At 35.4% G+C, this 26,687-nt stretch carries 31 protein-coding genes, 1 tRNA gene and 2 pseudogenes; 9 read left to right on the forward strand and 25 right to left on the reverse strand.

Going from position 1 to position 26,687, the window contains the following annotated elements:
* Positions 1-148: 148 nt before the first annotated feature.
* On the forward strand, positions 149-472 hold the full coding sequence (locus tag LC454_RS13405) for a hypothetical protein (RefSeq protein WP_223583004.1): 324 nt from the start codon (positions 149-151) through the stop codon (positions 470-472).
* A gap of 116 nt (positions 473-588) precedes the next feature.
* On the opposite strand, the gene LC454_RS13410 is transcribed toward LC454_RS13405, so the two are convergent.
* The 4 genes from LC454_RS13410 to LC454_RS13425 all read right to left on the reverse strand — a co-directional run bounded on the left by LC454_RS13410 (position 589) and on the right by LC454_RS13425 (position 3,800).
* Positions 589-1,428: a hypothetical protein gene (locus tag LC454_RS13410; RefSeq protein WP_223583005.1), complete on the reverse strand. Its 840-nt coding sequence runs from the start codon at positions 1,426-1,428 to the stop codon at positions 589-591.
* A gap of 65 nt (positions 1,429-1,493) precedes the next feature.
* Positions 1,494-2,288 carry a helix-turn-helix domain-containing protein gene (locus tag LC454_RS13415; protein WP_223583006.1) on the reverse strand — a complete coding sequence of 265 codons (795 nt, stop codon included), beginning with the start codon at positions 2,286-2,288 and terminating at the stop codon, positions 1,494-1,496.
* Positions 2,289-2,757: 469 nt separating this feature from the next.
* The gene (locus LC454_RS13420; RefSeq protein WP_223583007.1) at positions 2,758-2,970 is read right to left on the reverse strand and encodes a hypothetical protein; all 213 of its coding nucleotides are present in this window, start codon (positions 2,968-2,970) and stop codon (positions 2,758-2,760) included.
* A 2-nt stretch (positions 2,971-2,972) separates the two neighbouring features.
* Positions 2,973-3,800, reverse strand: a complete 828-nt coding sequence (locus LC454_RS13425) for a class I SAM-dependent methyltransferase (protein ID WP_223583008.1) — start codon at positions 3,798-3,800, stop codon at positions 2,973-2,975.
* 429 nt (positions 3,801-4,229) lie between these two features.
* Here LC454_RS13425 and LC454_RS13430 point away from each other — a divergent pair.
* A pseudogene (locus tag LC454_RS13430) lies at positions 4,230-4,412 on the forward strand (transposase); the annotation flags it as partial.
* Between the two features lie 50 nt (positions 4,413-4,462).
* Here the strand turns inward: LC454_RS13430 and tnpB are convergent.
* From tnpB to LC454_RS13440, 3 genes and pseudogenes are all read right to left on the reverse strand, one after another.
* Positions 4,463-4,726: pseudogene (gene tnpB, locus LC454_RS26545) on the reverse strand (IS66 family insertion sequence element accessory protein TnpB); the annotation flags it as partial.
* Positions 4,692-4,790: an IS66 family insertion sequence element accessory protein TnpA gene (gene tnpA, locus LC454_RS26640; protein ID WP_410528657.1), complete on the reverse strand. Its 99-nt coding sequence runs from the start codon at positions 4,788-4,790 to the stop codon at positions 4,692-4,694. The gene tnpA and the pseudogene tnpB, both read right to left, overlap by 35 nt.
* A 412-nt stretch (positions 4,791-5,202) precedes the next feature.
* Positions 5,203-5,544 (reverse strand): hypothetical protein, encoded by a 342-nt coding sequence (locus LC454_RS13440; protein ID WP_223583009.1) that lies wholly within the window; start codon positions 5,542-5,544, stop codon positions 5,203-5,205.
* A gap of 266 nt (positions 5,545-5,810) precedes the next feature.
* On the opposite strand from LC454_RS13440, the gene LC454_RS13445 reads away from it, so the two are divergent.
* Positions 5,811-6,665, forward strand: a complete 855-nt coding sequence (locus LC454_RS13445) for a hypothetical protein (protein ID WP_223583010.1) — start codon at positions 5,811-5,813, stop codon at positions 6,663-6,665.
* 157 nt (positions 6,666-6,822) lie between these two features.
* On the opposite strand, the gene LC454_RS13450 is transcribed toward LC454_RS13445, so the two are convergent.
* Entirely contained in the window at positions 6,823-7,206 is a 384-nt protein-coding gene (locus LC454_RS13450) for a hypothetical protein (RefSeq protein WP_223583011.1), read from the reverse strand.
* A 285-nt stretch (positions 7,207-7,491) separates the two neighbouring features.
* Here LC454_RS13450 and LC454_RS13455 point away from each other — a divergent pair, with 285 nt between their 5' ends.
* Positions 7,492-8,268 carry a hypothetical protein gene (locus LC454_RS13455; protein ID WP_223583012.1) on the forward strand — a complete coding sequence of 259 codons (777 nt, stop codon included), beginning with the start codon at positions 7,492-7,494 and terminating at the stop codon, positions 8,266-8,268.
* Here LC454_RS13455 and LC454_RS13460 read toward each other — a convergent pair.
* From LC454_RS13460 to LC454_RS13470, 3 genes are all read right to left on the reverse strand, one after another.
* On the reverse strand, positions 8,265-8,669 hold the full coding sequence (locus LC454_RS13460; protein WP_223583013.1) for a hypothetical protein: 405 nt from the start codon (positions 8,667-8,669) through the stop codon (positions 8,265-8,267). The genes LC454_RS13455 and LC454_RS13460 overlap by 4 nt on opposite strands.
* 170 nt (positions 8,670-8,839) lie before the next feature.
* Positions 8,840-9,331 carry a hypothetical protein gene (locus LC454_RS13465; RefSeq protein ID WP_223583014.1) on the reverse strand — a complete coding sequence of 164 codons (492 nt, stop codon included), beginning with the start codon at positions 9,329-9,331 and terminating at the stop codon, positions 8,840-8,842.
* Positions 9,328-9,579, reverse strand: a complete 252-nt coding sequence (locus LC454_RS13470; protein WP_223583015.1) for a hypothetical protein — start codon at positions 9,577-9,579, stop codon at positions 9,328-9,330. The genes LC454_RS13465 and LC454_RS13470 overlap by 4 nt, the downstream gene beginning before the upstream one ends.
* 206 nt (positions 9,580-9,785) lie before the next feature.
* Between LC454_RS13470 and LC454_RS13475 the strand changes: the two genes are divergently transcribed.
* On the forward strand, positions 9,786-11,078 hold the full coding sequence (locus LC454_RS13475; protein WP_223583016.1) for a M12 family metallopeptidase: 1,293 nt from the start codon (positions 9,786-9,788) through the stop codon (positions 11,076-11,078).
* Between the two features lie 689 nt (positions 11,079-11,767).
* On the opposite strand, the gene LC454_RS13480 is transcribed toward LC454_RS13475, so the two are convergent.
* Positions 11,768-11,854: transfer RNA gene (locus LC454_RS13480), tRNA-Ser, on the reverse strand.
* A gap of 104 nt (positions 11,855-11,958) precedes the next feature.
* On the opposite strand from LC454_RS13480, the gene LC454_RS13485 reads away from it, so the two are divergent.
* Positions 11,959-12,600: a hypothetical protein gene (locus LC454_RS13485; RefSeq protein WP_223583017.1), complete on the forward strand. Its 642-nt coding sequence runs from the start codon at positions 11,959-11,961 to the stop codon at positions 12,598-12,600.
* A gap of 109 nt (positions 12,601-12,709) precedes the next feature.
* Here LC454_RS13485 and LC454_RS13490 read toward each other — a convergent pair whose 3' ends face one another.
* The 11 genes from LC454_RS13490 to LC454_RS13540 all read right to left on the reverse strand — a co-directional run bounded on the left by LC454_RS13490 (position 12,710) and on the right by LC454_RS13540 (position 20,626).
* Positions 12,710-13,654, reverse strand: a complete 945-nt coding sequence (locus tag LC454_RS13490; protein WP_223583018.1) for a hypothetical protein — start codon at positions 13,652-13,654, stop codon at positions 12,710-12,712.
* On the reverse strand, positions 13,635-14,591 hold the full coding sequence (locus LC454_RS13495) for a hypothetical protein (protein ID WP_223583019.1): 957 nt from the start codon (positions 14,589-14,591) through the stop codon (positions 13,635-13,637). Before LC454_RS13495 ends, LC454_RS13490 begins: the two co-directional genes overlap by 20 nt.
* 32 nt (positions 14,592-14,623) lie before the next feature.
* Positions 14,624-14,890 (reverse strand): hypothetical protein, encoded by a 267-nt coding sequence (locus LC454_RS13500; protein WP_223583020.1) that lies wholly within the window; start codon positions 14,888-14,890, stop codon positions 14,624-14,626.
* A gap of 34 nt (positions 14,891-14,924) precedes the next feature.
* Positions 14,925-15,332, reverse strand: a complete 408-nt coding sequence (locus LC454_RS13505) for a hypothetical protein (RefSeq protein ID WP_223583021.1) — start codon at positions 15,330-15,332, stop codon at positions 14,925-14,927.
* A 221-nt stretch (positions 15,333-15,553) separates the two neighbouring features.
* Entirely contained in the window at positions 15,554-16,102 is a 549-nt protein-coding gene (locus LC454_RS13510; protein WP_223583022.1) for a hypothetical protein, read from the reverse strand.
* Between the two features lie 80 nt (positions 16,103-16,182).
* Complete coding sequence (locus LC454_RS13515) at positions 16,183-16,587, reverse strand: hypothetical protein (RefSeq protein ID WP_223583023.1); 405 nt, start codon at positions 16,585-16,587, stop codon at positions 16,183-16,185.
* Positions 16,588-17,014: 427 nt separating this feature from the next.
* Entirely contained in the window at positions 17,015-17,359 is a 345-nt protein-coding gene (locus LC454_RS13520; RefSeq protein ID WP_223583024.1) for a hypothetical protein, read from the reverse strand.
* 80 nt (positions 17,360-17,439) lie between these two features.
* Positions 17,440-17,988, reverse strand: a complete 549-nt coding sequence (locus tag LC454_RS13525) for a hypothetical protein (protein WP_223583025.1) — start codon at positions 17,986-17,988, stop codon at positions 17,440-17,442.
* Positions 17,989-18,068: 80 nt separating this feature from the next.
* A complete protein-coding gene (locus LC454_RS13530; RefSeq protein WP_223583026.1) occupies positions 18,069-18,674 on the reverse strand; it encodes a hypothetical protein in 606 nt (201 codons plus the stop codon).
* 9 nt (positions 18,675-18,683) lie between these two features.
* Complete coding sequence (locus tag LC454_RS13535; protein WP_223583027.1) at positions 18,684-19,232, reverse strand: hypothetical protein; 549 nt, start codon at positions 19,230-19,232, stop codon at positions 18,684-18,686.
* Between the two features lie 5 nt (positions 19,233-19,237).
* Positions 19,238-20,626 carry a hypothetical protein gene (locus LC454_RS13540; protein ID WP_223583028.1) on the reverse strand — a complete coding sequence of 463 codons (1,389 nt, stop codon included), beginning with the start codon at positions 20,624-20,626 and terminating at the stop codon, positions 19,238-19,240.
* Positions 20,627-21,160: 534 nt separating this feature from the next.
* Between LC454_RS13540 and istA the strand changes: the two genes are divergently transcribed.
* From istA to LC454_RS13555, 3 genes are all read left to right on the forward strand, one after another.
* The gene (gene istA, locus LC454_RS13545; protein ID WP_223583389.1) at positions 21,161-22,684 is read left to right on the forward strand and encodes an IS21 family transposase; all 1,524 of its coding nucleotides are present in this window, start codon (positions 21,161-21,163) and stop codon (positions 22,682-22,684) included.
* A gap of 13 nt (positions 22,685-22,697) precedes the next feature.
* Positions 22,698-23,426 carry an IS21-like element helper ATPase IstB gene (gene istB / locus LC454_RS13550; protein ID WP_223583029.1) on the forward strand — a complete coding sequence of 243 codons (729 nt, stop codon included), beginning with the start codon at positions 22,698-22,700 and terminating at the stop codon, positions 23,424-23,426.
* A gap of 165 nt (positions 23,427-23,591) precedes the next feature.
* Positions 23,592-24,080 carry a hypothetical protein gene (locus LC454_RS13555; protein WP_223583030.1) on the forward strand — a complete coding sequence of 163 codons (489 nt, stop codon included), beginning with the start codon at positions 23,592-23,594 and terminating at the stop codon, positions 24,078-24,080.
* Positions 24,081-24,333: 253 nt separating this feature from the next.
* Here LC454_RS13555 and LC454_RS13560 read toward each other — a convergent pair whose 3' ends face one another.
* Positions 24,334-25,137, reverse strand: coding sequence for a hypothetical protein (locus LC454_RS13560; protein WP_223583031.1), 804 nt, complete (start codon positions 25,135-25,137; stop codon positions 24,334-24,336).
* A 115-nt stretch (positions 25,138-25,252) separates the two neighbouring features.
* A complete protein-coding gene (locus tag LC454_RS13565) occupies positions 25,253-26,518 on the reverse strand; it encodes a hypothetical protein (protein ID WP_223583032.1) in 1,266 nt (421 codons plus the stop codon).
* Positions 26,519-26,687 lie beyond the last annotated feature (169 nt).

Below are 26,687 nucleotides of genomic sequence, written 5' to 3' on the forward strand. Positions count from 1 at the left end.
ATGGACGATGCCAATGCATAACTGGGGCTTGACCATATCCCAACTTTATATTAGATTTGGGGATAGACTCAAACTCGAAAGAGGTTTTTAAGTTTTAATCCTATGACACAGTTGGTGTTACACTCCCAAAATTTGGGATTACTCCTTTATGGAAGGAAGTCCGTCGTATCACTTTTCCTTTAGCCAGCAGCAAAATGATAACACCTTATACTCTTTATTTGTTAGTGTTATTTTACCCTATTATGCAATCAGGATTATGGATCTGTCCAACTTGGATAAATCGTTTAATTCTGTGAGCGATGCCGATTTCTATGTATCTGAAAAGCTGGGAAATAAAGTGAAAATTGTTTTCCCTCTGTATCGTATTATTAAGGATGAGGCTTTGCTGCAAGCTAAGATTGATATCTTTGAAGCAGATGGTGAAAACCCTCCATCAATACAGCATCTTTTGTTCTCTACAATTGAAACATAGTTCCTAACAGAATTTAACTCCTTTAATCCCGCTCGTGTAATGAATTGGAAATATTATTCTTTAATCCAATCCATTCAACGATTTACTGGAGGTGGTCTATACAGGCGAGGCATAATTTAATTTTTTATGACCTTCTCTAATTCAAATATTGTTTGAGAACCGTCTATATTGATGTATTCCAATTTTAAGAATCCATATTTTTCATTAAAATACGAAGTCAAAAATGTCTTCCCCAGTTGGCTGTTGGCAGTTGCCCTTGAAACAACGCATTTAATCTCTCCAAACTTTGTTTTTAATTTTTTACGCTCAAGTATTTCATAAATGTAATCATTTTCTATACGTCCTACCCATTTTTTCCACCTGACATTTGACCAATGATCTCCTATGCTCAAATGCCAATTCCATTTTTTACCATTTTTAGTGGGAAATGAAATATATGGAAATGGATTTAGCTCTAGAATGGAAAAAAGTGCAAATCGAGGAGGATGTATCCAAATGTTCTTTTTATTTTCAATTACCCCAGTTATTTCTTTTCCAATTGATTGTCCTCCGGTATTTAAGAAGTTATAGAGGAAATTAGTTTGATTGTAGTCTGGTATACTCGCTTTGAAAGCATTGCCATTCAGTGGTATTATTGTAACATTAAGAATGGTAGAATCATTCTTTCTTTCTATTGGGATGAATTCCCATTCATTCGTTGTTTTTCCTGATTTGCCTATTTTTCCGATGAAATATTCCTGTTTGTCAATCCCGATGTGCTTATAGCTATAGATTAACTTTGTTCCAGTGACATAAATTTCGTTATCGAGATTGTATTTATTCTCGTCAACATTCGTTGAGTCAAATTTTTCTACTAAAATTCCATCCTTGTCGATCATGAATTTTGGAGCAACCCTTGTCTTGCAGGAAGCAATAAGAATTGAGATAATAATTATTGATACTAATTTTGTTTTCATTTGATATGCTAATTTACATTCAAATTTAACCTCGATCTACTATTAGGAATTGTAAAAATGTAAACTTAAATAATCAGCCAAACGACTTTATTATTGCCTTGAGTCTGCTTAAAAAAATCTTTGGGTTTATAGGACGTCAATAATTTAAAATACTTGTTGAAATGAGCCTGGTCGAAAAAGGAATTTTCATAGGTTAATTTTGTGAGAGTCTCATCCGCAACATGACTTTTGATTGCATTACGAAATCTCGATATTGTCCTAAATTCAGTCGGCGATTTCCCTATACCATCTTTAAAATAATTGCTGATATATTGTCGGGAAAGATTTAGCTCAAATGAAATTTCACTAATTGTTTGATTACTGTTTAATCTCTTAATCAGATCCACTAATAGACGGTCAATTTCAGAACAAATTCTATTGGCTAGGAATTTCTCAATTTCAATATTTATATCCTTGCCTCCTTGATTATCAGAAATTTTATTGAACTCCTTTTTTAAGAGATGATTGTCGCAATCAAAAATTGTTTTAGTTTGGGAGTTTTTGATTACTTCTGGGAAAAGGCAAGCCAAAGCGCCAGGTTTTAAATAGAGAGTAATCTCTTCTACAGGGTCTAAATACCTAATTTCCAAGGGGCGTTTGTATTGAGTGATTACACTCAATAGTGAGTTTCCCTCTGATTTTGTAATATGAATAATTTCATCCTTTATTTGAACAGAACCATTTTTAATAAACGTAACGATAGTATAGTTATTTGGAAACGTTAGATAGTGTGGTAATTTTTCATCTTTTGCTGATAAATAATAGTAGCCCTCAATGTAATTAAGTAATTTTTCATTTTGTGGAGATCTAAATTCTATCATACCAACCTAAGATTAATCAGTAAATTTTAGTAAAAGTCATTAAAGTGATACTTCCATTTTATTCGGAATATGTAGAATTAAGATACATCAAATCACCCTATAAATGGAAATGTCTGAAATATTTTTTTATTTATCGTCTCCTATTGGATCAATAACAGGCTGAAATCAATGCGGTGGAAGCCCTAAGTTACATAGAAAGAGATGTAAGTAACACATTTATAAGTAACACATTTATATATTGAGTTACCCATTTTTTAACTATCAAGGCTTTCGCTGTAAACCGTCCTTAAAACTCTTTAAGAACTCCTTGTCGTTTAATAGTGACTCCTTGTCAATCATACTCTTATAAAGTTAGTAAATAAAAAATGCGAAGTCCTTTCAAACTCCGCATTTCTATAAATTACACACTTTATGAGACAGTATCTTTCTTTATCGACCCCAAGAATCTTGCACGTATATTGTCTTTCGGTTACCTACTAATATTTTTTTTCTTCGTTCTTTTCGTCGGACTGTAATTACAGGCTTTGTTTTCTGTATATTCAATTTTATATTCAGACAGAAGCTGTGAAATTATTTCGTTGGTTTCATTTTCGTTCAATCCTATTTTTTCTCCGAGGTCAATTTCGTTTAGGTGACCAGTATTGTCTATTAGTGCTTTGTAATATTTCTCTTTATTTTCCATAATTATATCTTTTTTTGTACAGCGATCATCATATGGGGACTGAATGGTAGAAGATAACTGTCATTTTCAGTTATTTGGATAAGTTCTATCAATCCTTTCCGCCTTCTGCAGTTCATCATATTAGCAAAAAAGTCTTTGTCCAGCCACGCCATACCTTCAACCGCATAGGTATTAAGATAAGTTAATTGTTGATTTATAAATTCATCCTTTAGCTGTTCAGGTTTATGATAAAATGCTTCGGCTAAAAGCCAGGGGAAATCATCGGGCGGATTATGTTTGCCAACTGTCAGTTCTTGTTTACACATTTCAAAAAAAGACTTTTTGTGAATTAAGCCATTTAAAAGACCTGCCAAAGTTGATGCAGTATAATTAATGGCGAAACCTAATATAATTCCGTTGTTTTTCAAAACTCGTTTGGCTTCAAAAATGGTTAAATCCCTGTCTTCTTTCTTTTGAAGGTGATAAAGAGGGCCGTGTAGTATAATAAGGTCTGCATAGTTATTTGAGAATTCCAATTTTCGAGATTCTCCTATGTGTACAGAAAATTTGTTTTTCAATTTATTAGCTCTGTTTCGGGCTATTTTTATATGTTTTGAAACTGGCTCTACCAAATGAACCTTATGTCCTTTCTTTGCAAGCCATTCCGAATACTTTCCTGTACCGCCACCGATATCAATTATTGTTAAAGGTGAAGATAAAATATGTTTTTCTATAAGTGATTTGATTCTTTCAAACTCAAATACACCCATTCCCTTATCAAGTCGGGTTTCTTCGGATGCTTTATTGTAGAATATCTCTATTTCTCTACTTATTAACTGTTTACTATTCATTATATTCCTTGTATTATCATCATTTTTGGATGCTGAATACATCGTAAAATGATGAGACAATCGACTCACTAATCAATTGTTTGTTTATGATTTAATAAAATAAGTGGATACAATTATCTGTGCAGTAAAATCAAAAGATTTCATGCATTAATTACTCTTTTTCGAGTTCGTCTTTTTTTGTTAAGACGCAGATAATATGTTAGATATAGTATAACAGACTACAAAAATAGAAATTTTTTACAACTTATTCCTTTTAATTACATAGAAATTTTCTGCTCTTTTGGTCTTGACGAACAGTAAAAATGCTATTTATAATCTTCTCCTTTTCTTTTTTCTTCATTCGTTTGGTGACCTCCCCCCGCAAAACAGGACATTTTAAAAGTAGAGAATTCGGGCATGAATTGCTAATTTTAAATAGGAGGAAAAACGATGAAAAGATCAAAGTTTACCGAGGCACAGATAGCTTTCGCACCACGTCAGTCCGAGACCCGAGTGGAAGAAATATGCCGACAAATGGGCTTTTCACAGGCGACATTTTTCAATTGGAAGTAAAAATACGGTGGTTTAGGTGTTCCTGAATTGCGCAAACTGCGGCAGCTGGAAGAGGAGAATGCCCAGGACAATTCTCCATTTTTTACGTTCGGCGGCATGAAGGTGCCGCTCTCCAGACGTTTATAATAAAGTACAAAGCCTCCTTTTTGCCAGTGCAGCAGCTTCATATGCGTACGGCTACGGTTCAAAAATACGAAAACCTCACCGCTGGTAGCCTGACACTGCATCCCTGAACCGATCAGTCCGCAGAGCCCGTCGAATGATTTTCGCATGTCGCAAAAGCCATCATAAAGATAAAAACGGCGCGAGGATCCCAGTGCAAACATCAGTAAAGACGGATCAGCTGTAATAAAAGGTCGCTTCATTGATCCCATTTTCCATACAGTAAGCTTTCTTGCTTTTTCGGCTCTGCTGCCAGTCTGCTATCATAGACAGCATACGCTACGTTTTTCTTGAATGTTATTCATAGCAACAAAGCTAACAACCGTGGTAATCTAAGTCAATATGTACTTGGTAGGACGGATACATATATACAGCGTATCTTCCGAGGGATTATTATATACCTATTTAGATAACCAATTCCAACAGCAAGGGCAGGGACAGTCGCAAGAGCTGTTAAAATTTAAGAATCTAGTGTTGAGCAATATCAGTATCAGTAAAATTCAGTCGACCGTCAACGGTGAGGGTGTAAGGGTACAAGGTGAAGCTTTCTGTTCACATGATGATATCACTTTGTCCGATATTTATATTGGCAATAGTCAGAATACCGGGGTTTTGGCTACCTATTCCAATCGGATTACAGTTAGCAATTTAAAGATTGATAAGATCAATACCTCTCGCGGAATGCAGTTTACGCTATGCAATGATATTCATGTACAGGGAGTTTATATCTCCCATGTCGGTAATTATGTAGCAGGATATCTAAATCAACATAATTGATAACTGTGTCTATTTTGATCCCTTGTTTTTGCAACTGTTTTAAAGCTCCTTTGATAAGGTTCAATGCAGCTTCTCCGCCACCCATTTGTTTAACCAGTCGCGGTGAAGTGAGGGTTACGGTAGCCTGAGCGTCGTGTGCGGTTGATGCCGCAGTCATTTTTGCGAGTGCATTTTTAAGCTCCGGATCTTTCTGAGCATAGCTATGCATAAAATTAGCAATGATGGCGATTACAATTAAAACAAAGGATCTCATGGCGTCTTATTATTCTAAAAATTTCCCGGCAATTCAATCCAGGGTTCCCATTTGTGAATGGAATAGGAGAGTGCTAGGTTGTATTGCGACTGAAGAAAGATACGTCTTTTTTCTTTTGTTTTTCTTATTGAATTTTTCATTGTGTTTGAAGGATAGCATATTTTTCGAACGCAGAAAAATAATTTAATAATTTTAGGGACAATTTGGTGCTATAGCCGTTTACCTTAATATAAAACAATTATCAATTATATTTTTAAACTAAAATAATGTTATTAGGACTAACTTTATGGCAACTTCTATTTTTGTTGGAGTTTTTACTGAAATTAATTTCTCTGTTTTTATTGGTTTCGAATAGGCGTAAACTACGACCACTCAATTTCCTCTTGTACGTGTTGGCTATCATATTCTTACCATTCGTTGGTAGTATTTACGTATTTATCCTACTTAAAAAGATAAAAGGAGTCCGAACCTTATGTTTATTACTATTTTTGACACTACAAGCCGTCTTGTTAGGAAGTTGTAATAAACAAGAAAAATTGATAGACCAACCTCAATTGTCTTCTGAGGAATTGCTTGCAAAAAGCAGAATATTTGCGAAATACAATCTCACTGAGTCAAAACTCGATGTTAACACCGTTGACCGTACTCAAGGAATTCAAAGCTATAGGGAACTAGAAATGCTTTTAGATAGTTTGCATTCCAATGACCTTAATACAATTTCTTCTTTAAAAAACAGTAATGACTTAGTTTCGAAGAGGGCACAAAATAAGAAAGCAGTTACAGCCAGCGGCCCTAGTACTGAATGGATAGGAAATACGTTTGTTATCTCGGCATTGATTTCTCCATTTGGAACAAATTTAGAAATACATATTACATTTGATCAGACGACTTATAAGCCGGTATCTGTTTTGTCTAGAATGGGAGGCCTCACGGTTGTATCAGATTGGGAGCATCGCTATGGAGTGGCAGTTTGGGGAGTCAATCCAAGAGTTGGTACTTATAGAGTTAATGGAGTTTTAAAATATATTATACCTGTCTATGGTACTGTCATTACTGAAAATAGGAAAATTACTGGAGAGTATGATGTTATTGCGGGTACTGGCACATTTTCATGGGAGTAAATTAAAGTAAATCTAGTTGAACGATATCATCGGATACTTAACCAGTGAAAAAGCCTCTTCTTAGTTTTAAGGAGAGGCTTTTTTATAACACTTCTGCGTCACCAATAATATTAGGACCTTCATGTAGCCACCATTTACGGCCTTTTGTCAAATATTGCTATAGCTCTTTTACAAGGAGAAAGCGAACAGTAGCAATTCTTTCTTCACCAGGCTTTAAATCCTCACCCTCAAAATTTATATCACCTATATAGGTCTGACATAATTTACCTTCTGGCGTATATTTAAACACGTGATTGGGTCGATAACCTGAGATGATACCCGATTTTCTACCTCCGTTTTCAGTAGGCGTTAACTTTATTCTTGCCTTGACTATCAACAATCCATTTTCGTTTCTCGGCTCTTTTATACTCGCAAGGGTGTATTTGTCATATGCCATCAGATCAAAAACCTTCGAAACACCAGTATCTAACCAACGCTTGTAAATAAGTTTGCCATTCATGAACAGATAAAGTTCATTTTCTGAAAAATCTTTAAATATCATTGTACAGCTATTCTTTGTTTCTTAGAAAGGATATTACTGATTTATAACAAATATATTTATTTTGTCCAAAAATTCCACTTATCCAAACTATTCTGATGGTAAGTTCCATTACGAAGCATCTGTATCAACTATTTAGGATACAATTCCATTTTTTGTTCGATTGTGTTTGATTAAATGCGGCTCGCCATACTTTTCGGTATCTCCCCGATACCGCTTACATAACCTTTCTTTTACTCAGATAGCCACTACCACCATACTTTTGCTATACACATAAAACAAAAGAATATGGCAAATCAATTTTTAGTTAAAGAAACGATGGCAGCTATGCGAGGCTTACCTGCCGCTGAAATTACAGCTTTACAAAATGGAACTTATGAGGGAGTTCAGTTATTAGGTTATTACGAAAAAGGGGATACTCCAGCGCCGATTATTTATTACTTGGCTCCGACGACTCCTGATCCTGGACCAGATGATGGTGGAAGCGTCATCGCTATAGGACAGATTAAGCTAGAAGCGGCATTTCCGAGCGGTGTCGATTGTAAGTGTTTTGGAGCCCAAAGATCGGATATATTGCCTGAGAGTGAGGTGATATCCATATTTGAAAACTGGCAAAACTACATAAATAGCACAGATGGCAAATATTTTGCTCCTACTAAGTCTGCTACAACCTATCGTCTCTATAAACCCTTGTATATTCAGAAATCCTTTATATGTCAAGAGGATATGCCTGTCTGGATGTATCTATCAACAGCAGTGGGCAAAGTAGTGCACCCTACTGCAACAACGTTTGATGGAAGATTTGACTTTAATGTTAAGGCAGTAATGGGCATAAATCCTTTGACCTATAGCGATTCACAGGACAGGCTTCGTTTCAAGAATATTAAAATATTATGTACAAATGGAGATGACGATACTATCGCCAGTCAAGACATCGGCGTATATTTTCCTTTAGGTACATCTTTTGAGATGGACAATATTACGGTAATACGTCCCAATCTATATGGTTTTGAATTTAAGGAGAATTGGATGGGCATATTAAAAAGGCTATATTATTGTTGCTAACTTAGTCGGCAGATCAAGTTAGCAACTTCAATCTTGCAGGTCGTATTTGCCGCTTCCATTTGTCTCCCTATTGATGTATACATAATCCCAATTCCCACTTTTCCATATATTTTCTTATATAGATAGTACTTTCCGATTAAAGGCTTTCCTAAAAAGATTGTTGAATGTTCTAAATCATACGGCCTAATAGCCGATTCACATCTGCCACCTATCTTGGTGTCAAATTGAATAGGTACCAATATCCAGAGGTCTTGTTTACCAACACTATGAAGTTCTTCAAATAAAGAACGGAAATCTATTTGATCTTTTTTTGCAATAACTTCGTCAGCAAATTGTGGAAAGGCGCTATCCGAAAAACTGAGGGAATCCAATTCACCTTGTTCATTGAATTTGAGTTTCATTGTTGTGAGTGTTGGAATACATCTATCCAAAAGTTGATCGGAGTACTTGATGACGCTTAAAAAAGATCGCTCAAATTTTGAGTATTTATCTGAATTTATCGAACCTTGTGCGAAAACATGAGTTAATATTAGGCATATACATAATAATAAACTATAAATCTTTTTCATGGCTATTCGTAATTATTATAGTGATATTTATAATTGATAGCTGGATAAAACACATATTCTCCAGTTATTGGCTGACCTTTAAATAAATACATATTGTCTAAATCCTTTTGCTCAATTGGAACACCTCCACCTGCCATCTGCATAGCATCTATCTGGACCGGAATCAGTACCTGCATATCTGAAGCACTTCCCCCTAGTTCATCATACATTGATTTGAAATCAACTTTGTCCTTAATTCTAATTATTTCGGAAATGAATTTGGGTGGGGCACCATCTGAAAATTTAATATCCTGTATTTTTCCATATCCATTAAAACTGATAAGGATAACAGCAAAAATTGAAGCTTTAGTAGCGACAAGCGAATTCAGATAAGTGAAATTCGTGTCAAAACTGGATCGAAATTGTGTCTTTTTTCCGTTCTCGTTTTGAGGGCGCTGAGCGCAGCCGATTGAATATATACCAATTAGGACTAAAAGAAGAAATAATTTTTTCATTTGATGATAGTTTCACATATATTACCCTTGTACCCCATTTGATAGTCCGCTCTAATTCGGGTTCTATCATTATGTGAAGGTAGCAAATTTCTGAGTTCATTAATAATATTCTGCTTAGTTGTACTGTCTAATTTATTCGCAAATATATCCTCCATGCCTTCAAAGGATAGTGAAAAGGCATCTTGCGCCGATATACCATAATTGTTGGCTAGATATCGTGCAAGTACTGAAACGTAATCTGCTAGCATTATTTGATGCTGTTTGATTTTTTTGCACAATTACCACAGCTAAAAGACTTTTAGTTCACCGATCGCAAACAACGTGAGCGTTATGTAAAAAGATGCTTTAAATTAAATTAGCATATTCCATTTTTTTATAATTTATATCGGAAATATTAATTTTATATAATAAAATATAATGATTAACTTCATTAGAAAAGATCAATTTATTAATTATGAAAAAACTTTTATTTTTTACTGCTTTTCTTGGGCTAGGTCTGAGTTCTTGCAAAAAAGAGGATAAACCAATTAATAGTAATGACATTTCTATCAAAGAAGAGTCTTCATCTGCGATTTTTCACACGTATTCTGTCAATGGGAAACCATTTATTGTAAAACAAGTCGGAGATACTTATTATATTGCTGATGACATAATGATTAGTCAACGTCAATTAAATATTATCAAGAATATCAGTTCTACTACTGGCGGTAAAGTTGCTTCTGTCAGAAATGGTATTTCTAATGATTTCGTTCACAAATGGACAAATAATATATTTTATTATAAAATTTCATCTTCTAGAAGTGCTGAAATACTTCAGGCATTTAGTATGATCGAAGGAAGATCAAGTATAAAGTTTATTGAAAGAACGAATGAACCAGATTATGTAACATTTATCGACGACTCAAGTTACGGTACTTCTTATAGCACACAGGTGGGGATGGAAGCCGGCACTTCTAAGATTATTGGGCTTTATCCAAGTCAAGGTATTGGAACAATAATTCATGAAACAATGCATGGCTTGGGCTATTTTCATGAACATACCAGACAAGACCGGAATACATATGTAAATGTGAATGTAAGCGGATTATCTCCCAGTCAAGCATATCAATATCAGATACAGCCTTATTCAACAGCTTATGGTATTTTAGATTTTAATTCAATAATGATGTACCCTGCTTCAAATGTGATGACTAAAGTCGGTGGAGGTACTTGGTCCGCTCAAAGAGATGATTTAAGTCTCGGTGATATTGATGGTTTAAATCAATTTTATGGGTTTAAAATTAATGGAGCGTCTAGTATTTGTTCGGATGGGACATATACCATAGTAAATCCAGGAACAGTAACATTGGAAAATGCTGATGGAATTGCAACTTTAACGGCATTGGGTAATAATCAGTGGAAAGTTACCAGAACTGGTACTAATGCTGGTTTTGTAAAACTTAAGACCAAAAATTTAAAAGGTTACTCAATTGAAAAAGTTATAGATGTGGGCGCAAGTTTTAACATTTCAGGTAGACCTATTGTTAACCCTGGCCAGACTTATACATATACTGTAGACCCGTCATTAGGGAATGTCAGTTTTTTTGTTGGTGGGGCAACTGTATTATCAACGACAGCAAATACCGTAAGAGCTAAAGTACTTAATGTCCAAAATGGGGCTTTGCCATTTTTTCATATTTCAGCAACTGCCCAAACTGGGTGTGGTCTATCCAAAGTAACTGTATATCCCACAGTTCAAGAAAATTAATTGTATTAAATTTCATATTAAAGCCCTGCATGACATCAGTTATTTAGGGCTTTAATATTAATTTTGATTGATAGGCTGTCATGACCATGCTTATCTCATTCGTCAACACCGTTAATATGCTACGGGAGCACCATACAATTAACGATACCCCTTCGAGATGAAATACTTATTTACTTTGATATTTAGACCTACTATTGCTATCATAACCCCGAACCCGATAAATATATAGCTGAACATATCTTCAAATCGAATGTTGATGAAAAAGGGGATACTTTGATAATTCATTATGAATTATCTACTTTTAAAAGCTAGTTTTTTGAAAAGAGGTCTGTAGAGTCCAGTTATACCAACTTTGAATCGCAGCACCTTGGGTGACGTTGTGTGGATACATAAGTTATATTGACGCAATACAATGATAATCGGCTTCACGTTGGCTGATGAACTTTAAAACAGTTAAACAAAAGGGAGAGTAATTATTGATTCTTATTCAACTATTTGTTTTCATAAAGGTTATTTATAACTTTAATAAGTGGGTTAAAATATAAGACATCTGGCTAGCACCTTAGTTTACGAAGGTGTTTTTTGTGTTTTATGCTCGATATTTCGTTAATAAATTTTCATTAGTTCTTCCAAATTGTTACCGGAGACTACAGATGTTATAACTTTAGCTGGGCGGCGTATTGACGGGATAGAAAGGGAGGGATTCGAACCTTCGATACAGTCATCCCGTATACAGTCTTTCCAGGACTACTCTTCGATCACTCTGACACCTCCCTTATAATAAGGGAATTACAGGTGTCTGTTTGACTTAATGAAGGAGGATTAACTGCTTTCCAAGAATATCGCATTCAGTCACGTTTTGCAAAACTGTGCCAAAACTGTGACCAAACATTACACAACTCCAGTAATCTTACAAGGCAAGGTTAGGAGTACAAAAACATTGCAAGCGCAAGAAAGATGGTTTATCGAATTCCATTTTGAGGGAAGTCGATACCGTAAATCAGATGGTCTAAACCGTATCAAAGACTACCAAAACAAAATCAAAGAATTTTCTAAACTTCGCATCCATTATGAACAGCTTTTGATAGGAGGGAAGTTTAATAACATTGAAGCCGTCGAAATAGAAATTCCACTATTATCTAATGCGATTAAGTCATTCATTCAATTCCAAAAAGATAAAGGGGGCCGAGTAAAAAGTATTCAAAGTTACTCAAGTAAACTCTATTTTCTGAATGAACATTATGGTACGATTAAGGTGAATACTATCCAGTTCAGCCATATAAATAAACTAATGATTCTTCTTGGAAAAAAATGGATGCCTAAGACCTTTAATAATTGTAAAGGAATCTATTATGGTTTTTTTGAATATTGCATTTCCGAAGGATATATCGATACCAATCCAGTATCTAAAATAGAGAGCAGATACGTTGTGAAAACAGAAAAGCATAAAGTCTTTAATGAGGACGATTTTAAAAGGATTACGCTCAAAGTCGACAAAAATAAGATACTCCGCTTTTGGTAAGAGAAGACTTCGAGCACCCTACATTTACCTTTATAACTTGCCCTATATCTATCTAAAAATCCCACTCACTGGAAACTGGGAGGGTTTCGTGAGTGGGATTTTGCTTTTACTAATAAATATCAGCTATCATCACTTTTTCTTCTTTGATATTATTCATAAAATCCGCATACTTTATTGGCAGCTTTTTTCTATGGAAGTAAAAGTAGAAATCAAAAGACCCGCCAATAATTCCTTTGCCAGGCAAATAAACAAAGCGATCGATACCTCTGTCGATCTCATATTCATGAGCATGAGCATGCCAATTCGTATAAGTCCAAAACTGATAAGCAAGATCGTTGTTCTTTAGCTTTATCACCTTTGACAGATATTCTTTCCTTTCTCTTAGAAAATCGAAAGAACTATAACTATAGGGTGTATCACCGATCGTATATACAGGAAAAATGGAATGAGGGTATCTTTTCTTAAAAATAGGCTCCATTTCAGTAATTGTTATCGGATCTTGTTCAATATTTATTGTTCCAAAGATGTTTTGAAAAATAGCAGGCCTATTTCTTATCGCAAAAAATTGTATTAAACAATGTTTAGAAACATAATATTTTGTGCCAATTTTCCTGATAATCTGGTATTCATCAAAATATTTAGTTTTTGCCCCGTATGTTTTGTCAAAATCTGAATATGTATTGGATCTAAATAATCTCCGAAGATACTGGTAGGGTATCGTATCATTTTTGACGCTATCCGGACTAATCTCAATCCAATCTCTGCTCCCTTCTAAATCCGGAAGAACGGCAATTAGAATTAGATTAAGATCTTTGTGCTGGTTCAATTTATTTCGTTCAATATCTATGCCATCAATGAAAGTCAGTGAAAATAGCTCAACACTCTTCTTAACACCATACAAATTATTTGTAGATAGTTTGTAACTATCCAGGATATATCCCTGTGGCTGATCAGGTAAGAAAATATATTTGACTTTAGCAGATAAACTGTGCGAAATAATTAGTAATGGCACTAAGATCCATAATTTGAATTTTTTAATTACATGTTGTCCCATGGTTTCCTTCTCTATGGTTATAAGCAATATTGTCTTCGATTGTATTCATATTATCAACCACACCAACTTTGGCTAGTGCCATAGCATCATATTCGCTCAAACTTGGATTAAATGATCTAATGGCGGCAGCGAGACTCGTTAAAAGAGTACCATAAGCACTATGTCCTTTAACAAATCTTATTTGTCCCCCGGTATTAACTTCAGTAAACCCGGGATATAGAATACCGAATTGAGAAGCTTTACCTTCTGCTTCAAGTCTCAATTTTTCCATGTGCAAAAAGCCATGTAATGCTTCATGAAATATCGTAGACGCAATATACTCTTGTGAAGCACTAGAAAGCATATCAGCATTTAGAAATATTGTTTGGATGCTTCCCGACCCAGTATTGTTAAACCATTTTCCGTCTACACCGTCTCCTAAAAGTTTACTTGGTCTAAATGTGATCGTATTATTAATATCTTGACTGAACTCTCTACTCAACCATTCAGATATCTTATTCTCTAAGTTAGGCAATTTTGCCAATACCATCTGTGCGCAAGGGTATCCCTGCAAAGAATCAATGATATCCTGATCATCTTCGCTCGGGGTGATCCAAATTACAGAACCTTCGTCAAAAATTGGCATTTGTTCGAAATCATCAGGATCACCATATGTGTCATTATTATTCGAACCGCCAGTCCCTGTATAGTTATCACAACTTACAAAATTAACCATTCCATTTACATACCCGATGATACATCCAGCTCGCAGGCCCACACTGGCTTTATTAGCATTTTTAGAAGCTGAGACTGCAAATTTTCTGCGTATAATGTTATCATTATTTAAAATAGACCCTTTATTATAATAGTCAATTTTCTCAATACCCTTTATTAACGATCGGGAAATAATTAGACCAGAACAACCCTTCGAGAGGTCTGAGGGGTTAAACGTAACCACTGAATAATTTAGCCAGTCGAAACAGAACTTCTTTATTTAAAGATGTCAGCGATCATCACTTTTTCTTCTTTGATATTATTCATAAAATCCACATATTTTATTGGTAACTTTTTTCTATGGAAGTAAAAGTAGAAGTCAAAAGACCCACCAATTATTCCTTTTCCTGGTAGGTAAACAAATCGATCGATACCTCTATCGAACTCATATTCATGCGCATGTGCATGCCAATTCGTATATGTCCAGAATTGATAAGCAAGATTGTTGTCCTTTAGCTTTTTTTTCACGAACAAGTATTCCATTACAAAGTATCAAGTCAATGTTCAAAGTGTACTCTCATTTAAACGTGATACTATCTAGTAAAGTATTCATAAATGCTTCGGCTTTTTTTATATCCGTCTCAGTAGAAATAATGCTTCCCATTAATTTATATCGTCCTTGCTTGTCTTGAATAATGAAGGATTTGTTCTTACTGTTATAATAATAGTGTATAAACACTTCGTAATTATTGACAGTTTTTATTGTATCAAAATACTCATGTTTAAGTTTGCCAGTGCTTGCTCCCCTTGGTCCTAGAGTATAACGTAATTTTTGAAAGTTTTCCTTTCTAGTTGAAGATAAATTACGTGATACTATATTAATTAGTATATTATCAATTAGCCAAAATTCACCAACGAGTTGTGAAGATTTATTATAAACTTCTGCACTCCCTCGAGTTTTGTATATATTATAAGCTTCATCCATATTGATCCTTTTTGATAAAGGAATAAGCGAGCTGTTTACGATATTTGATGAAGGAATTAGTTCCTTGCCTTGAATATAGGTTTGCGCGTTTGTATAGTTAAATGCACATAGAAAAAATATAAGAATAGATTTATATCCCATATTCAAAGCATCGTATAATTGTCTTTTTCACGAACAAGTATTCCATTACAAAGTATCAAGTCCTTGTTCAAAGTGTACTCTTATTTAAACGTGATGCTATTTAGTAAAGTACCCATAAATGCCTCAGCTTTTTTAATATCTGAATTGGTAGAAATAATTGTTCCACTTAATTTATAACGCCCCTGTTTGTCCTGAATCAAGAAAGATTTAGTCTTACTAAAATAATAGTAACTTATAAACACCTCGTAATTATTGATTGTTTTTATTGTATCAAAATATTCATGTTTATGTTTGCCTGTGCTGACTCCTGGGGGGGCTGTCACATACCGTAATTCTTGAAAATTTTCCTTTCTTGTTGCGGACAATTCCCGAGACACAATTTTAATAAGTAAATTATCGATCAGCCAAAATTCGCCGACTAAGTCAGAAGGTTTTTTTAAAAAAGGTGAGGAATGTCGTTGACTATAAATTTCGAAAGCTTGTGTCATTGATAGTCTTTCTGTCGCTGATAAAAACTCGCTATTTACGATGCTTGTCAGTGGAACAACATTCTGGCCTTGGATGTAAGTTTGTGCTTTTGTATAGTTAAATGCACATAGAAAAAATATAAGAATAAATTTATATCCCATATTTAAAGCATCGTATAATTATCTTTTTCACGAACAAGTATTCCATTACAAATTATCAAATCAATGTTCAAAGTGTATCCTTATTTAAACGTGATGCTATTTAGTAAAGTATCTATAAATGCCTCAGCCTTTTTTTTATCAGCATTGGTAGAAATAATTGTTCCACTTAATTTATAGCGTCCCTGTTTGTCCTGAATTATGAAAAATTTATTATTACTGGAATAATAATAGCTTATAAACGCTTCGTAATTATTGACTGTTTTAATGGTATCAAAATACTCATGTTTATGTTTGCCTGTACTTGCCCCTTGTGGTCCAGAAGCATAGCGTAATTCTTTGAAATTTTCCTTTCTAGTCGACATTAGATTACGTGACACTATATTAATAAATAGATTATCAAATAGCCAAAATTCACCGACTAATCTTGATTGCTGATTAACGATATCGGGAGCAAGTATTTTATATTTGGAAAATGCATTTTCCATTGTCAACCTGTTTGGAACAGTTAGTAGAGTACTGTTTGCAATACTTGATAAGGAGATAACTTCTTTTCCTTGAATATAAATTTGTGCATTTAAATCAGTAAATGCAAATAGAAAAGCAGAAAAGAATAGATTTGTATCCCATATTCAAAGCATTGTATAATTATCTTTTTCACGAACAAGTATTCCATTACAAAGTATCAAGTCCTTGTTCAAAGTGTACTCTTATTTAAACGTGATGCTATTTAGTAAAGTATCCATAAATGTCTCAGCTTTCTTTGTATCTGCATTGGTAGAAATAATTGTTCCACTTAATTTATAACGCCCCTGTTTGTCCTGAATCAAGAAAGATTTAGTCTTACTAAAATAATAATAACTTATAAACACCTCGTAATTATTGATTGTTTTTATTGTATCAAAATACTCATGTTTATGTTTGCCTGTGCTTGACTCCTGGGGGGCCTGTCACATAGCGTAATTCTTGAAAGTTTTCCTTTCTTGTTGCAGATAATTGGCGAGACACAATTTTAATAAGTAAATTATCGATCAGCCAAAATTCGCCGACTAAGTTTGAAGGCTTTTTAAAAAGAGGGTATGAACGTCGTTGGCTATAAATATCGAAAGCATGTGTCATTGACAGTCTTTTTGTAGCTGATAAAAACTTGCTATTTACGATGCTTGTCAGTGGAACAATTTTCTCGCCCTGGATATAAGTTTGTGCTTTTGTATAGCTAAATGCACATAGAAAAAATATAAGAATAGATTTATATCCCATATTCAAAGCATTGTATAATTATCTTTTTCACGAACAAGTATTCCATTACAAAGTATCAAGTCAATGTTCAAAATGTACTCTTATTTAAACGTGATGCTATTTAGTAAAGTATCCATAAATACCTCAGCTTTTTTAATATCTGAATTGGTAGAAATAATTGTTCCACTTAATTTATAACGGCTATGTTTATCTTGAACAATGAAAGATTTAATGTTGCCAGTAAAAAAATAACTAATAAATACGTTATAATTATTGACCGTTTTCACTGTATCGAAATACTGATTCTTGTATTTACCGGTACTGGCACCCTGAGGACCTGAAGAATAACGTAATTCTTGAAAATTTTCCTTTCTTGTCGCAGATAATTCCCGAGAGACAATATTGATAAGTAAATTATCGACTAGCCAAAATTCGCCAACTAAGTCAGAAGGCTTTTTAAAAAGAGGGGATGAACGTCGTTGGCTATAAATATCGAAAGCTTGTGTCATTGACAGTCTTTTTGTAGCTGATAAAAACTCGCTATTTACGATGTTTGCCAGTGGAACAACTTTCTCGCCCTGGATATAAGTTTGTGCTTTCGTACAGTTAAATGCACATAGAAAAAATATAAGAATAGTTTTATATCTCATATTTAACGCATTATATAATTATCTTTTTCACAAACAAGTATTCCATTACAAAGTATCAAGTCATTGTTCAAAGTGTACTCTTATTTAAACGTGATGCTATTTAGTAAAGTATCCATAAATGCTTCAGCTTTTTTTATATCTGTCTCAGTAGAAATAATACTTCCCATTAATTTATATCGTCCTTGCTTGTCTTGAATAATGAAGGATTTGTTCTTACTGTTATAATAATAGTGTATAAACACTTCGTAATTATTGACAGTTTTTATCGTATCAAAATACTCATGTTTAAGTTTGCCAGTGCTTGCTCCCCTTGGTCCTAGAGTATAACGTAATTTTTGAAAGTTTTCCTTTCTAGTTGAAGATAAATTACGTGATACTATATTAATTAGTATATTATCAATTAGCCAAAATTCACCAACGAGTTGCGAAGATTTATTATAAACTTCTGCACTCCCTCGAGTTTTGTATATATTATAAGCTTCATCCATAGTGATCCTTTTTGATAAAGGAATAAGCGAGCTGTTTACGATATTTGATGAAAGAATTACTTCCTTGCCTTGAATATAGGTTTGCGCTTTTGTACAGTTAAATGCACATAGAAAAAATATAAGAATAGATTTATGCATTGTATAATTATCTTTTTCACGAACAAGTATTCCATTACAAAGTATCAAGTCAATGTTCAAAGTGTACTCTTATTTAAACGTGATGCTATTTAGTAAAGTATCCATAAATGCCTCGGCTTTCTTTGTATCTGCATTGGTAGAAATAATTGTTCCACTTAATTTATAACGCCCCTGTTTGTCCTGAATAATGAAAAATTTATCGTTATCTGAATAATAATAGTTTATAAACACTTCGTAATTATTGACTGCTTTTATTGTATCAAAATACTCATGTTTATGTTTGCCTATGCTGACTCCCGGAGGGCCTGTCACATAGCGTAATTCTTGAAAGTTTTCCTTTCTTGTTGCAGATAATTGGCGAGACACAATTTTAATAAGTAAATTATCGATCAGCCAAAATTCGCCAACTAAGTCAGAAGGCTTTTTAAAAAGAGGGGATGAACGTCGTTGGCTATAAATATCGAAAGCTTGTGTCATTGACAGTCTGTTTGTCGCGGATAACAGACCGCTATTTGTGATGCTTGTCAGTGGAACAACATTCTCGCCTTGGATATAAGTTTGTGCTTTTGTATAGCTAAATGCAAATAATAAAAGAAAAGCTAAAATATTAAATTTCATAATGTCTATGGATTACAATTTTGGGAACTGGGTTTATTGGTACTGCTATCTAATTGTAATGGTTTAAAATCCCAAACACCGTTTTTATTCGAGCGATAGATATTAACCACGTCTTTGTATAGTGTCAAAAGAGCGAATTCTTGTGCTTCGCTTTGTAATTTTGTAGAATTATTATCTTTATAATCATTTACAATACGGCGATATTCTTTCATATCAACTTTTATTTTCTCTTCAAAATTTGTGCCCATTGCGAGCCATTTATTGGCATCTTTGATAGTAACAACATAAATATAGTTTTCTGTTACGATAGTGGAAGAAAAATATTCTGTAAATACTGCCCGTTGGGACACAGGTTGTATCTGGTTGTAACCACTAAGACCATTAAAAAGATCATGTGGGGTGGGGGCACTTTCAAAAGGATGTGAATGTACAAAACCCACTGTTAATCCGTTATCTCCCCATTTCATATTCCATTGTACCTCATCTCTAATGCCATCAGTTCGAATTGGCGTGTTTTGCAATTCCTTGTGGACTATACTGGACATAAACGTTTCATAAGCATATTCAACAGAGTCCGTTAATGTGATAATTTTATTGAGAAAGAGTTTTGCTGAGTCCAAATTTGCCCGCTCATTGACGGATGCTCTGCCAGCACAGGGGTCGGTAGATGGTTTTTTTGTCAATTTGTAAAGATTAGGAGGGCCGTCGCCGGCATCTGTTGGGATGCGTGGATCTGGCTCAGGGAGAGGGCCATTTGGTTGACCACTACCACCGCCATTACCGGATTCAATATAAATATAATCACAGACTGTTGTTGTGGAACTATATCCTCCCATCGACGCTGTCACAGATCTGCAATTTGTTGTAATCCATGTGCCCGCTACCTTTGCTCCCGAACGAATTGAATTCATCTTTTTGTTTATATACTCTCCACGGTAATATTCAGAATATCCTATGCGTGGGGAAAAGGCATCCGCTGTAATCACAGTACCACTAAAAGCTTCCTGTCTGCTGCCTTTGACGGGGATAAGAAGATTGGTCTGGAAATGCCAGGAACCTGAATAATACCGCGCTGTAAGAAACATTCTTTTAGCTAAAGCATAATTTTGATTCTGTTCGGTCCGGATATATTCTAATGAATCCAATACATTGATTCCAATGAACAGTGATGAATCGGATTCTTGATAAACCCTATCCCAATCCGGTTCGTATTTTATTTGTGTAAGAAAATTCTTCTCCACATATTTTTCTTTTGCCTGGCTTTCATAACTGCTTCTTACTTGTTGCGGTATTGGTGTGTGTATCTTATCGTATACGTCTTTGTTACAACTTGTTATAAGAAAGATGCTTACGAGGGAAATGAAAGTGATGGAAAATAAATTATTACTTCTCATATTTAATTGGTCACTTTGTCTTTTAAGTTTCAAATATATGGATAATTACTAAATTATTCTATGTGAAATGAAATTTTGGTAACTTTTGATATATATATTATAGCTTATCTTTTTAAATTCATTAAATTTTCATATGTCAAAATAATGTGATAAGATATAAAAGATGGAGAATATTAAATAGGATAATCCAGGTTAGTATTCATTACCAGTAGATCTAAACAAAATATATCTGCTGGACAAGTGTAAAATAAAATTGATTGGGGGCCATATAAAAATAGCTATTTTGATATGCCCCTTTTGGTTAATAAATAGTTTTTCTATTGCACATAATATGATCTTGATCTTTTAATTTATTATCCAAAGTTAATAAGTACTTTTCGGTATCACTCCCATACCGTGTATATATCGGTGCATAACGGGCCATTCGTATCGGCGATATAGGTCCAATTGTATCGGTGATTGCGGGCCAGTTTAAACAAAGTATTATTTTGCAGAGCACTAACTCTGTAAGATATGGCTGGTCACCGCATAGATATGTTAGATATTCAACGTATAATTCAATTAAAAGCCCGTGGGGAGAGTAATCGCTCCGTCGCCAGGTTGCTGGGCATCAACCGAAAGACAGTCAATGAATATGTACTTCATCTGAAGGCAAGGGGAAAAGATTTTTCCGAACTGGAAGATCTAGATGAAACGTCGCTTGCGTCCGTATTGCCCCAGCCGAAAGTATTCATTAAACCGGATGTGTACCAGGAACTGTCCGATATGTTTCCAGCATTCAAGCGCTCTATGCAAAGTTCTGGATTTACTTACCTCAACATCTGGGAACAGTACCGTGAGCGTTATCCGCAGGGTTACGGTTACACACAATTCAAGGAACATGTTCAGAAAGCTTTTGCAGTGCAGCACGCCACTATGCATATTGATCATAAGATGGGCGAAAAGCTCCTTGTTGATTATGCTGGCGACCGTCTCAACCTGACAGACAGAGCGTCGGGCGAATTGCATCCGGTAGAACTTTTTGTTTGCGTTCTTGCCGGCACTGGGTACACCTATGTTGAGGCTAGCGAAAGTCAGGGAAAAGCATCTTTTCTGGGCAGTATGAGGCGTGCCCTAGAGTTCATAGGTGGTGTCCCAAAGCTGATCATCACCGACAATCTAAAGTCTGCGGTCACCCGTTCCCATCGTTATGAACCGGAGCTGAACCGTGACTTTAAGTTGTTTGCATTGCATTACGGAACAGCCGTAATAGCCACACGAGCCTATAAACCCAAAGACAAGGCATTGGTTGAACATGCCGTCAGGCTGGTTTATCAACGTATCTGTTTTCATCTGAAAGACCGGGTGTTCTTCGACCTGCATTCCCTCAATGTGGCGATCCGTCCTTTGCTGGAGACATATAACCAGCGAAAGTACCAACTAAAGCAAACTAGCCGTGAACAGTTGTTCCTAGAGCACGAAAAGATTCTTCTATCCCCATTGCCGGCACAGCCTTTTACATTATTGGTACACAAGTCTGCTACTGTACAGAAGAACTATCATATCTTTCTCAGTGATGATCGCCATTACTACAGCGTACCATATCAGTATATCGGTAAAAAGGTTGATGTACGCTACAACGAGATCTCCGTGGAGGTCTATCATCAGAGCAAACGGATAGCCTCACATATCAGAAGCCGTAAAAGTGGAGGTTATACCACCCATAAGGGCCACATGCCCGATAACCATCGCTTCATGCAGGAATGCAGTGTAGAGAACTTTCTTTACTGGGGGAAGTCTCAGGATACGATGATCCACCGTTATCTGGAAGAAGTATTCGCCAGGCGTCCCCATCCTGAACAGGCATTTCGATCCTGCTGGGGTATACAACGTCTGGGAAAGACATACGGAATCGAACGACTAAAGAAAGCTTGTCACCGTGCCATGGCATTTGATCAGTATGGTTACAAAATACTGGAATCCATCCTTAAACAGGGACTCGATAAGCAGGACTTAGCGGACGAACCTCCTGCACTGCCAGTTCATGAAAACCTGCGGGGAGCAATTTATTATTCTTAACATAAACAGATATATGAACGTACAACAAACCATTGAAAAAATGAAAGACCTGCGACTGCATGGCATGTTACTGGCCTATCGCAGCAGTATCGAATCACAGGGACATCTACAGTTGACTCCCGATGAGCTGCTTACCATCCTGGTCGACGCCGAATGGCAGGACCGTTCCAACAAAAAAGTCACCCGGCTCACTCAGGCGGCAGCTTTCCGTTATCAGTCAAATCTTTCTGATATTGATTATCAGGCCTCTCGGGAACTGGACCGGGATCTGCTGACAAGGCTCTCCTGTTGCCAGTTCATCCAGCAGAAGGAGAATATTCTCATAGTGGGGCCAACTGGTGTGGGTAAGAGCTATGTAGCCTCTGCTTTGGGCCATCAGGCTTGTGCTATGGGGCATCGGGTGGCTTATTATAATACTGCTAAACTATTCGCCAGACTCCATTCGGCCAGAGCGGACAACTCGCTTTTCAAAGAAATCGCACGAATCGAAAAACAGGATCTTTTGATATTGGATGACTTTGGCCTGCAGAGCTTGGACAAGCCACAGAGAGATCTACTCATGGAGATCATTGAGGATAGACACAATAAGAAGTCTACAATAATCGCCTCTCAATTGCCTGTTAGTGCATGGTACGAAGTTATTGGAGAAGGAACTATAGCGGATGCGATACTGGACAGACTCGTGCATGGTGCACACAGATTGTCTTTGTCTGGAGAGTCTATGAGAAAAGTGAAAAAATAATCTTATAATTACTGGCCCGTAATCACCGATACGGGTGGCCCATATTCAAGCGATAGGCTTGGCCCAGAATAACCGATATACACATACCGCGTACATACACCTTATTTTCCTCAGATACCCATCTCAGCAGCCATACTTTTGCTATACACATAAAAACAAAAGAATATGGCAAATCAATTTTTAGTTAAAGAAACGATGGTGGCTATGCAGGGCTTATCTGCTACAGAAATCACAGCTTTACAAAACGGAACTTATGAGGGAGTTCAGTTATTAGGTTATTATCAGAAAGGAGATACCCCAGCACCGATTATTTATCACTATGTTGATCCGCTCGATGATCCAAGGCCAGAAGATGGTGGGAGCGTCATTGTTGCAAGTAGCATTAAACTCATCCACAAATTCATTGGCGAAGTTAATGTACGTTACTTTGGTGCCAACGGTTTGAAGACCCAGAATTGCTTTAGTTATATTAACAACGTCTTTAAATATGCATTGGCAAACTCGGTAGATATTTATCACCCTTCCGGCTACTATAATTTCTTTACCAGTAATATTCAACGAATTCTTCTCCTATATTGGACTCGTCTCTTACGGTACCAGTTTCTAAAAATGGTATTATTAAGTTTAATTAGGCGATTCCGTGTTAGGATTTGATCAACGATTTCTCGGAAATGGGCAATAAATAAAATAAAGAGCAGATATGTTGCGAAAACAGAAAAGCATAAAGTCTTTAATGAGGACGATTTTAAAAGGATTACGCTCAAAGTCGACAAAGATAAGATGCTCCGCTTTTGGTAAGAGAAGATTTCGAGCACCCTACATTTACCTTTATAATTTGCCCTATATCTATCTAAAAATCCCACTCACCGGAAACTTGGAGGGTTTCGTCAGTGGGATTTTGCTTTTACTAATAAATGTCTGAGATCATCACTTTTTCTTCTTTGATATTATTCATAAAATCCACATATTTTATTGGCAACTTTTTTCTATGGAAGTAAAAGTAGAAATCAAAAGACCCGCCAATAATTCCTTTGCCAGGCAAATAAACAAAGCGATCAATACCTCTTTCTGTTTCATAATTTTGGGGATGTTCATACCAGTTTGTGAATGTCCAGAACTGAAAGGCGGTATCATTATTTTTTAAGTGTATCTTCTTAGACAAATATTCCCTACGGTCTCTTAGACGATCAAAAGATTGAAGCCTATAGGGGGATTCGCCTATACCGAATAGCGGAAAATCACTATATGGATATCGATCTTTATATATCTTTTCCATCTCGAGAATCGGAAGATCATTTAGATATGTGTTTATAGTTCCAAATGGACTAGTAAATATTTCGGAACGATTTCTTATTGCATAAAATTGCAATAAACAGAATGTTGGAACATAGAATTTTCCATTCCTCTTCACAATAATTTTATAGTCATTCAGAAATTTTGTTTTACCATCGTATTTTTCGAAAAATAGAGAATAGGTATGTGCCTCAAATAATCTATTTAAACTGCCAAAGGGTATTATGGACTTTTGAATGGAATCCATTGCAACTTCTTTCCAAGTTAGTCCGCCTTCTACATTTGGAAGCACCGAAAATAAAATCAGGTTCTGATCGTAGTCTTTTTTTAATGCTCTTTTGTCTGATGGATAACCGTCATAAAGTATATTAAAACACTCGACTGTTGCATCAACTCCATACAGCTGTTTAGCGGACATTGTAAAATGATGACTTACATAATTTTCTGATTTATCCTCCAGAACAAAATACTTTGTCTGTGCGTGGCTATTAACAAGATTAACGCACAAAATTATAATAATTCCCAAAAGTCTATTAATTACAAGTTGTTCCCGCATTTCCCTTTTTATTTGCATAATTGACTGATTTTTCGACTGTATTTAAATTAATAACTCCACCTTTTGCAAGTGCCATTGCGTCAAAAGCGCTAATATTGGGACTAAAACTTTGAATAGCTTTTTGTAAATCCCCAAGTAATGTACCGTATGCATTATGATTCAGTACAAACTTTTGCTGACCTGCGATCATGGTCGGCACTATTCCCGGGTATAGGACACCAAACTGTTCGGGCGTCCCCTTTTCTTCTAGACGTAACTTTTCCATATGTAAAAAACCGTGCAAAGCTTCATGAAACATTGTTGCGGCAATATATTCCTGAGAAGCTGTGTTAAGCATATTCCCATTTAATGTAATGTACTGGTTTTTTCCTGAGATATTTCCAGTATAATGTTCACCATCTGTAGTATCCGCAAGTGTCGTGCTCGCCCTGAAGGTGATGTTATATGTCTCGCTATTAACAAACGTATTACTCAACCATTCAGATATCTTATTCTCTAAATTAGGTAATTTTGCCAATACCATCTGTGCGCAAGGGTATCTCCGCAAAGAATCAATGATATCCTGATCATCTTTGCTCGGGGTGATCCAAATTACAGAACCTTCGTCAAAAATTGGCATTTGTTCGAAATCATCAGGATCGCCATATGTATCTTGGCTAGAACTGCCACCGGTCCCTGTATAGTTATCACAACTTACAAAATTAACCATCCCATTTACATACCCGATGATACATCCAGCTCGCAGACCCGCACTGGCTTTATTAGCATTTTTAGAAGCTGAAACTGCAAATTTTCTACGTATAATGTTATCATTATTTAAAATAGACCCTTCATTATAATAGTCAATTTTCTCAATACCCTTTTTTAACGATCGGGAAATAATTAGACCAGAATAACCTTTCGAGAGATCTGTGGGAACAAATGTAACCGTCGAATAGTTCCATTTTGAGTCTTTATTCCGTACGGCTTTTAAAATAACATGATTTTTCAAATCTACCTGAAGGCCGTCGAAAGGAAAATGTACAGCATCTAATACAGATACAGCAATTAAAACAGTATCTTTATGTTTTTCAACTGTTTTATCCCAATTAATTCTAGTTCTGAATGCTGGGGTTAGCAGGTACACCTTTGTTTGGTCGTAACCCGTCTGCTTTTCAAAATCAGCTCGTAATAAACTAATATCGTCTACCTTATTGTTTTCAATAAATGAGTCGTTTTGGTCCTTACAGCTAATTATCACCATAATAGTGGTGATTAACAAAAGGAATCTTCTCATAAAGTTACTTAATCAGTTTTTAATAAAGTTACAAAATATTTATATATAATGTAATGACGGTTGAATTTAAAGATTGTCCTGAAAAATATGAAAATATTTTTCTAAAGAAAAACTAGTTGCTGTATGGGCGGAGGTT

Source organism: Sphingobacterium sp. GVS05A (assembly GCF_019969845.1).
Classification (GTDB): Bacteria; Bacteroidota; Bacteroidia; order Sphingobacteriales; family Sphingobacteriaceae; genus Sphingobacterium.

What these genes read in the sequence shown, in the direction of transcription:
- LC454_RS13415 (WP_223583006.1), bottom strand. Translation starts at nt 2,288, where the DNA reads ATGATAGAATTTAGATCTCCACAAAATGAAAAATTACTTAATTACATT.
- tnpA (WP_410528657.1), bottom strand. Translation starts at nt 4,790, where the DNA reads ATGCTGTCTATGATAGCAGACTGGCAGCAGAGCCGAAAAAGCAAGAAA.
- LC454_RS13520 (WP_223583024.1), bottom strand. Translation starts at nt 17,359, where the DNA reads ATGGGATATAAATCTATTCTTATATTTTTTCTATGTGCATTTAGCTAT.
- LC454_RS13515 (WP_223583023.1), bottom strand. Translation starts at nt 16,587, where the DNA reads ATGGAAAATGCATTTTCCAAATATAAAATACTTGCTCCCGATATCGTT.
- LC454_RS13410 (WP_223583005.1), bottom strand. Translation starts at nt 1,428, where the DNA reads ATGAAAACAAAATTAGTATCAATAATTATTATCTCAATTCTTATTGCT.
- LC454_RS13555 (WP_223583030.1), top strand. Translation starts at nt 23,592, where the DNA reads ATGGCAAATCAATTTTTAGTTAAAGAAACGATGGTGGCTATGCAGGGC.
- LC454_RS13460 (WP_223583013.1), bottom strand. Translation starts at nt 8,669, where the DNA reads ATGAAACTCAAATTCAATGAACAAGGTGAATTGGATTCCCTCAGTTTT.
- LC454_RS13505 (WP_223583021.1), bottom strand. Translation starts at nt 15,332, where the DNA reads ATGGATGAAGCTTATAATATATACAAAACTCGAGGGAGTGCAGAAGTT.
- LC454_RS13475 (WP_223583016.1), top strand. Translation starts at nt 9,786, where the DNA reads ATGAAAAAACTTTTATTTTTTACTGCTTTTCTTGGGCTAGGTCTGAGT.
- LC454_RS13405 (WP_223583004.1), top strand. Translation starts at nt 149, where the DNA reads ATGGAAGGAAGTCCGTCGTATCACTTTTCCTTTAGCCAGCAGCAAAAT.
- LC454_RS13565 (WP_223583032.1), bottom strand. Translation starts at nt 26,518, where the DNA reads ATGGTGATAATTAGCTGTAAGGACCAAAACGACTCATTTATTGAAAAC.
- LC454_RS13540 (WP_223583028.1), bottom strand. Translation starts at nt 20,626, where the DNA reads ATGAGAAGTAATAATTTATTTTCCATCACTTTCATTTCCCTCGTAAGC.
- LC454_RS13500 (WP_223583020.1), bottom strand. Translation starts at nt 14,890, where the DNA reads ATGGAATACTTGTTCGTGAAAAAAAAGCTAAAGGACAACAATCTTGCT.
- istA (WP_223583389.1), top strand. Translation starts at nt 21,161, where the DNA reads ATGTTAGATATTCAACGTATAATTCAATTAAAAGCCCGTGGGGAGAGT.
- LC454_RS13450 (WP_223583011.1), bottom strand. Translation starts at nt 7,206, where the DNA reads ATGATATTTAAAGATTTTTCAGAAAATGAACTTTATCTGTTCATGAAT.
- LC454_RS13465 (WP_223583014.1), bottom strand. Translation starts at nt 9,331, where the DNA reads ATGAAAAAATTATTTCTTCTTTTAGTCCTAATTGGTATATATTCAATC.
- LC454_RS13510 (WP_223583022.1), bottom strand. Translation starts at nt 16,102, where the DNA reads ATGGGATATAAATTTATTCTTATATTTTTTCTATGTGCATTTAACTAT.
- LC454_RS13490 (WP_223583018.1), bottom strand. Translation starts at nt 13,654, where the DNA reads ATGGGACAACATGTAATTAAAAAATTCAAATTATGGATCTTAGTGCCA.
- LC454_RS13560 (WP_223583031.1), bottom strand. Translation starts at nt 25,137, where the DNA reads ATGTCCGCTAAACAGCTGTATGGAGTTGATGCAACAGTCGAGTGTTTT.
- LC454_RS13425 (WP_223583008.1), bottom strand. Translation starts at nt 3,800, where the DNA reads ATGAATAGTAAACAGTTAATAAGTAGAGAAATAGAGATATTCTACAAT.
- LC454_RS13525 (WP_223583025.1), bottom strand. Translation starts at nt 17,988, where the DNA reads ATGAGATATAAAACTATTCTTATATTTTTTCTATGTGCATTTAACTGT.
- LC454_RS13470 (WP_223583015.1), bottom strand. Translation starts at nt 9,579, where the DNA reads ATGCTAGCAGATTACGTTTCAGTACTTGCACGATATCTAGCCAACAAT.
- LC454_RS13420 (WP_223583007.1), bottom strand. Translation starts at nt 2,970, where the DNA reads ATGGAAAATAAAGAGAAATATTACAAAGCACTAATAGACAATACTGGT.
- istB (WP_223583029.1), top strand. Translation starts at nt 22,698, where the DNA reads ATGAACGTACAACAAACCATTGAAAAAATGAAAGACCTGCGACTGCAT.
- LC454_RS13455 (WP_223583012.1), top strand. Translation starts at nt 7,492, where the DNA reads ATGGCAAATCAATTTTTAGTTAAAGAAACGATGGCAGCTATGCGAGGC.
- LC454_RS13440 (WP_223583009.1), bottom strand. Translation starts at nt 5,544, where the DNA reads ATGAGATCCTTTGTTTTAATTGTAATCGCCATCATTGCTAATTTTATG.
- LC454_RS13445 (WP_223583010.1), top strand. Translation starts at nt 5,811, where the DNA reads ATGTTATTAGGACTAACTTTATGGCAACTTCTATTTTTGTTGGAGTTT.
- LC454_RS13535 (WP_223583027.1), bottom strand. Translation starts at nt 19,232, where the DNA reads ATGAAATTTAATATTTTAGCTTTTCTTTTATTATTTGCATTTAGCTAT.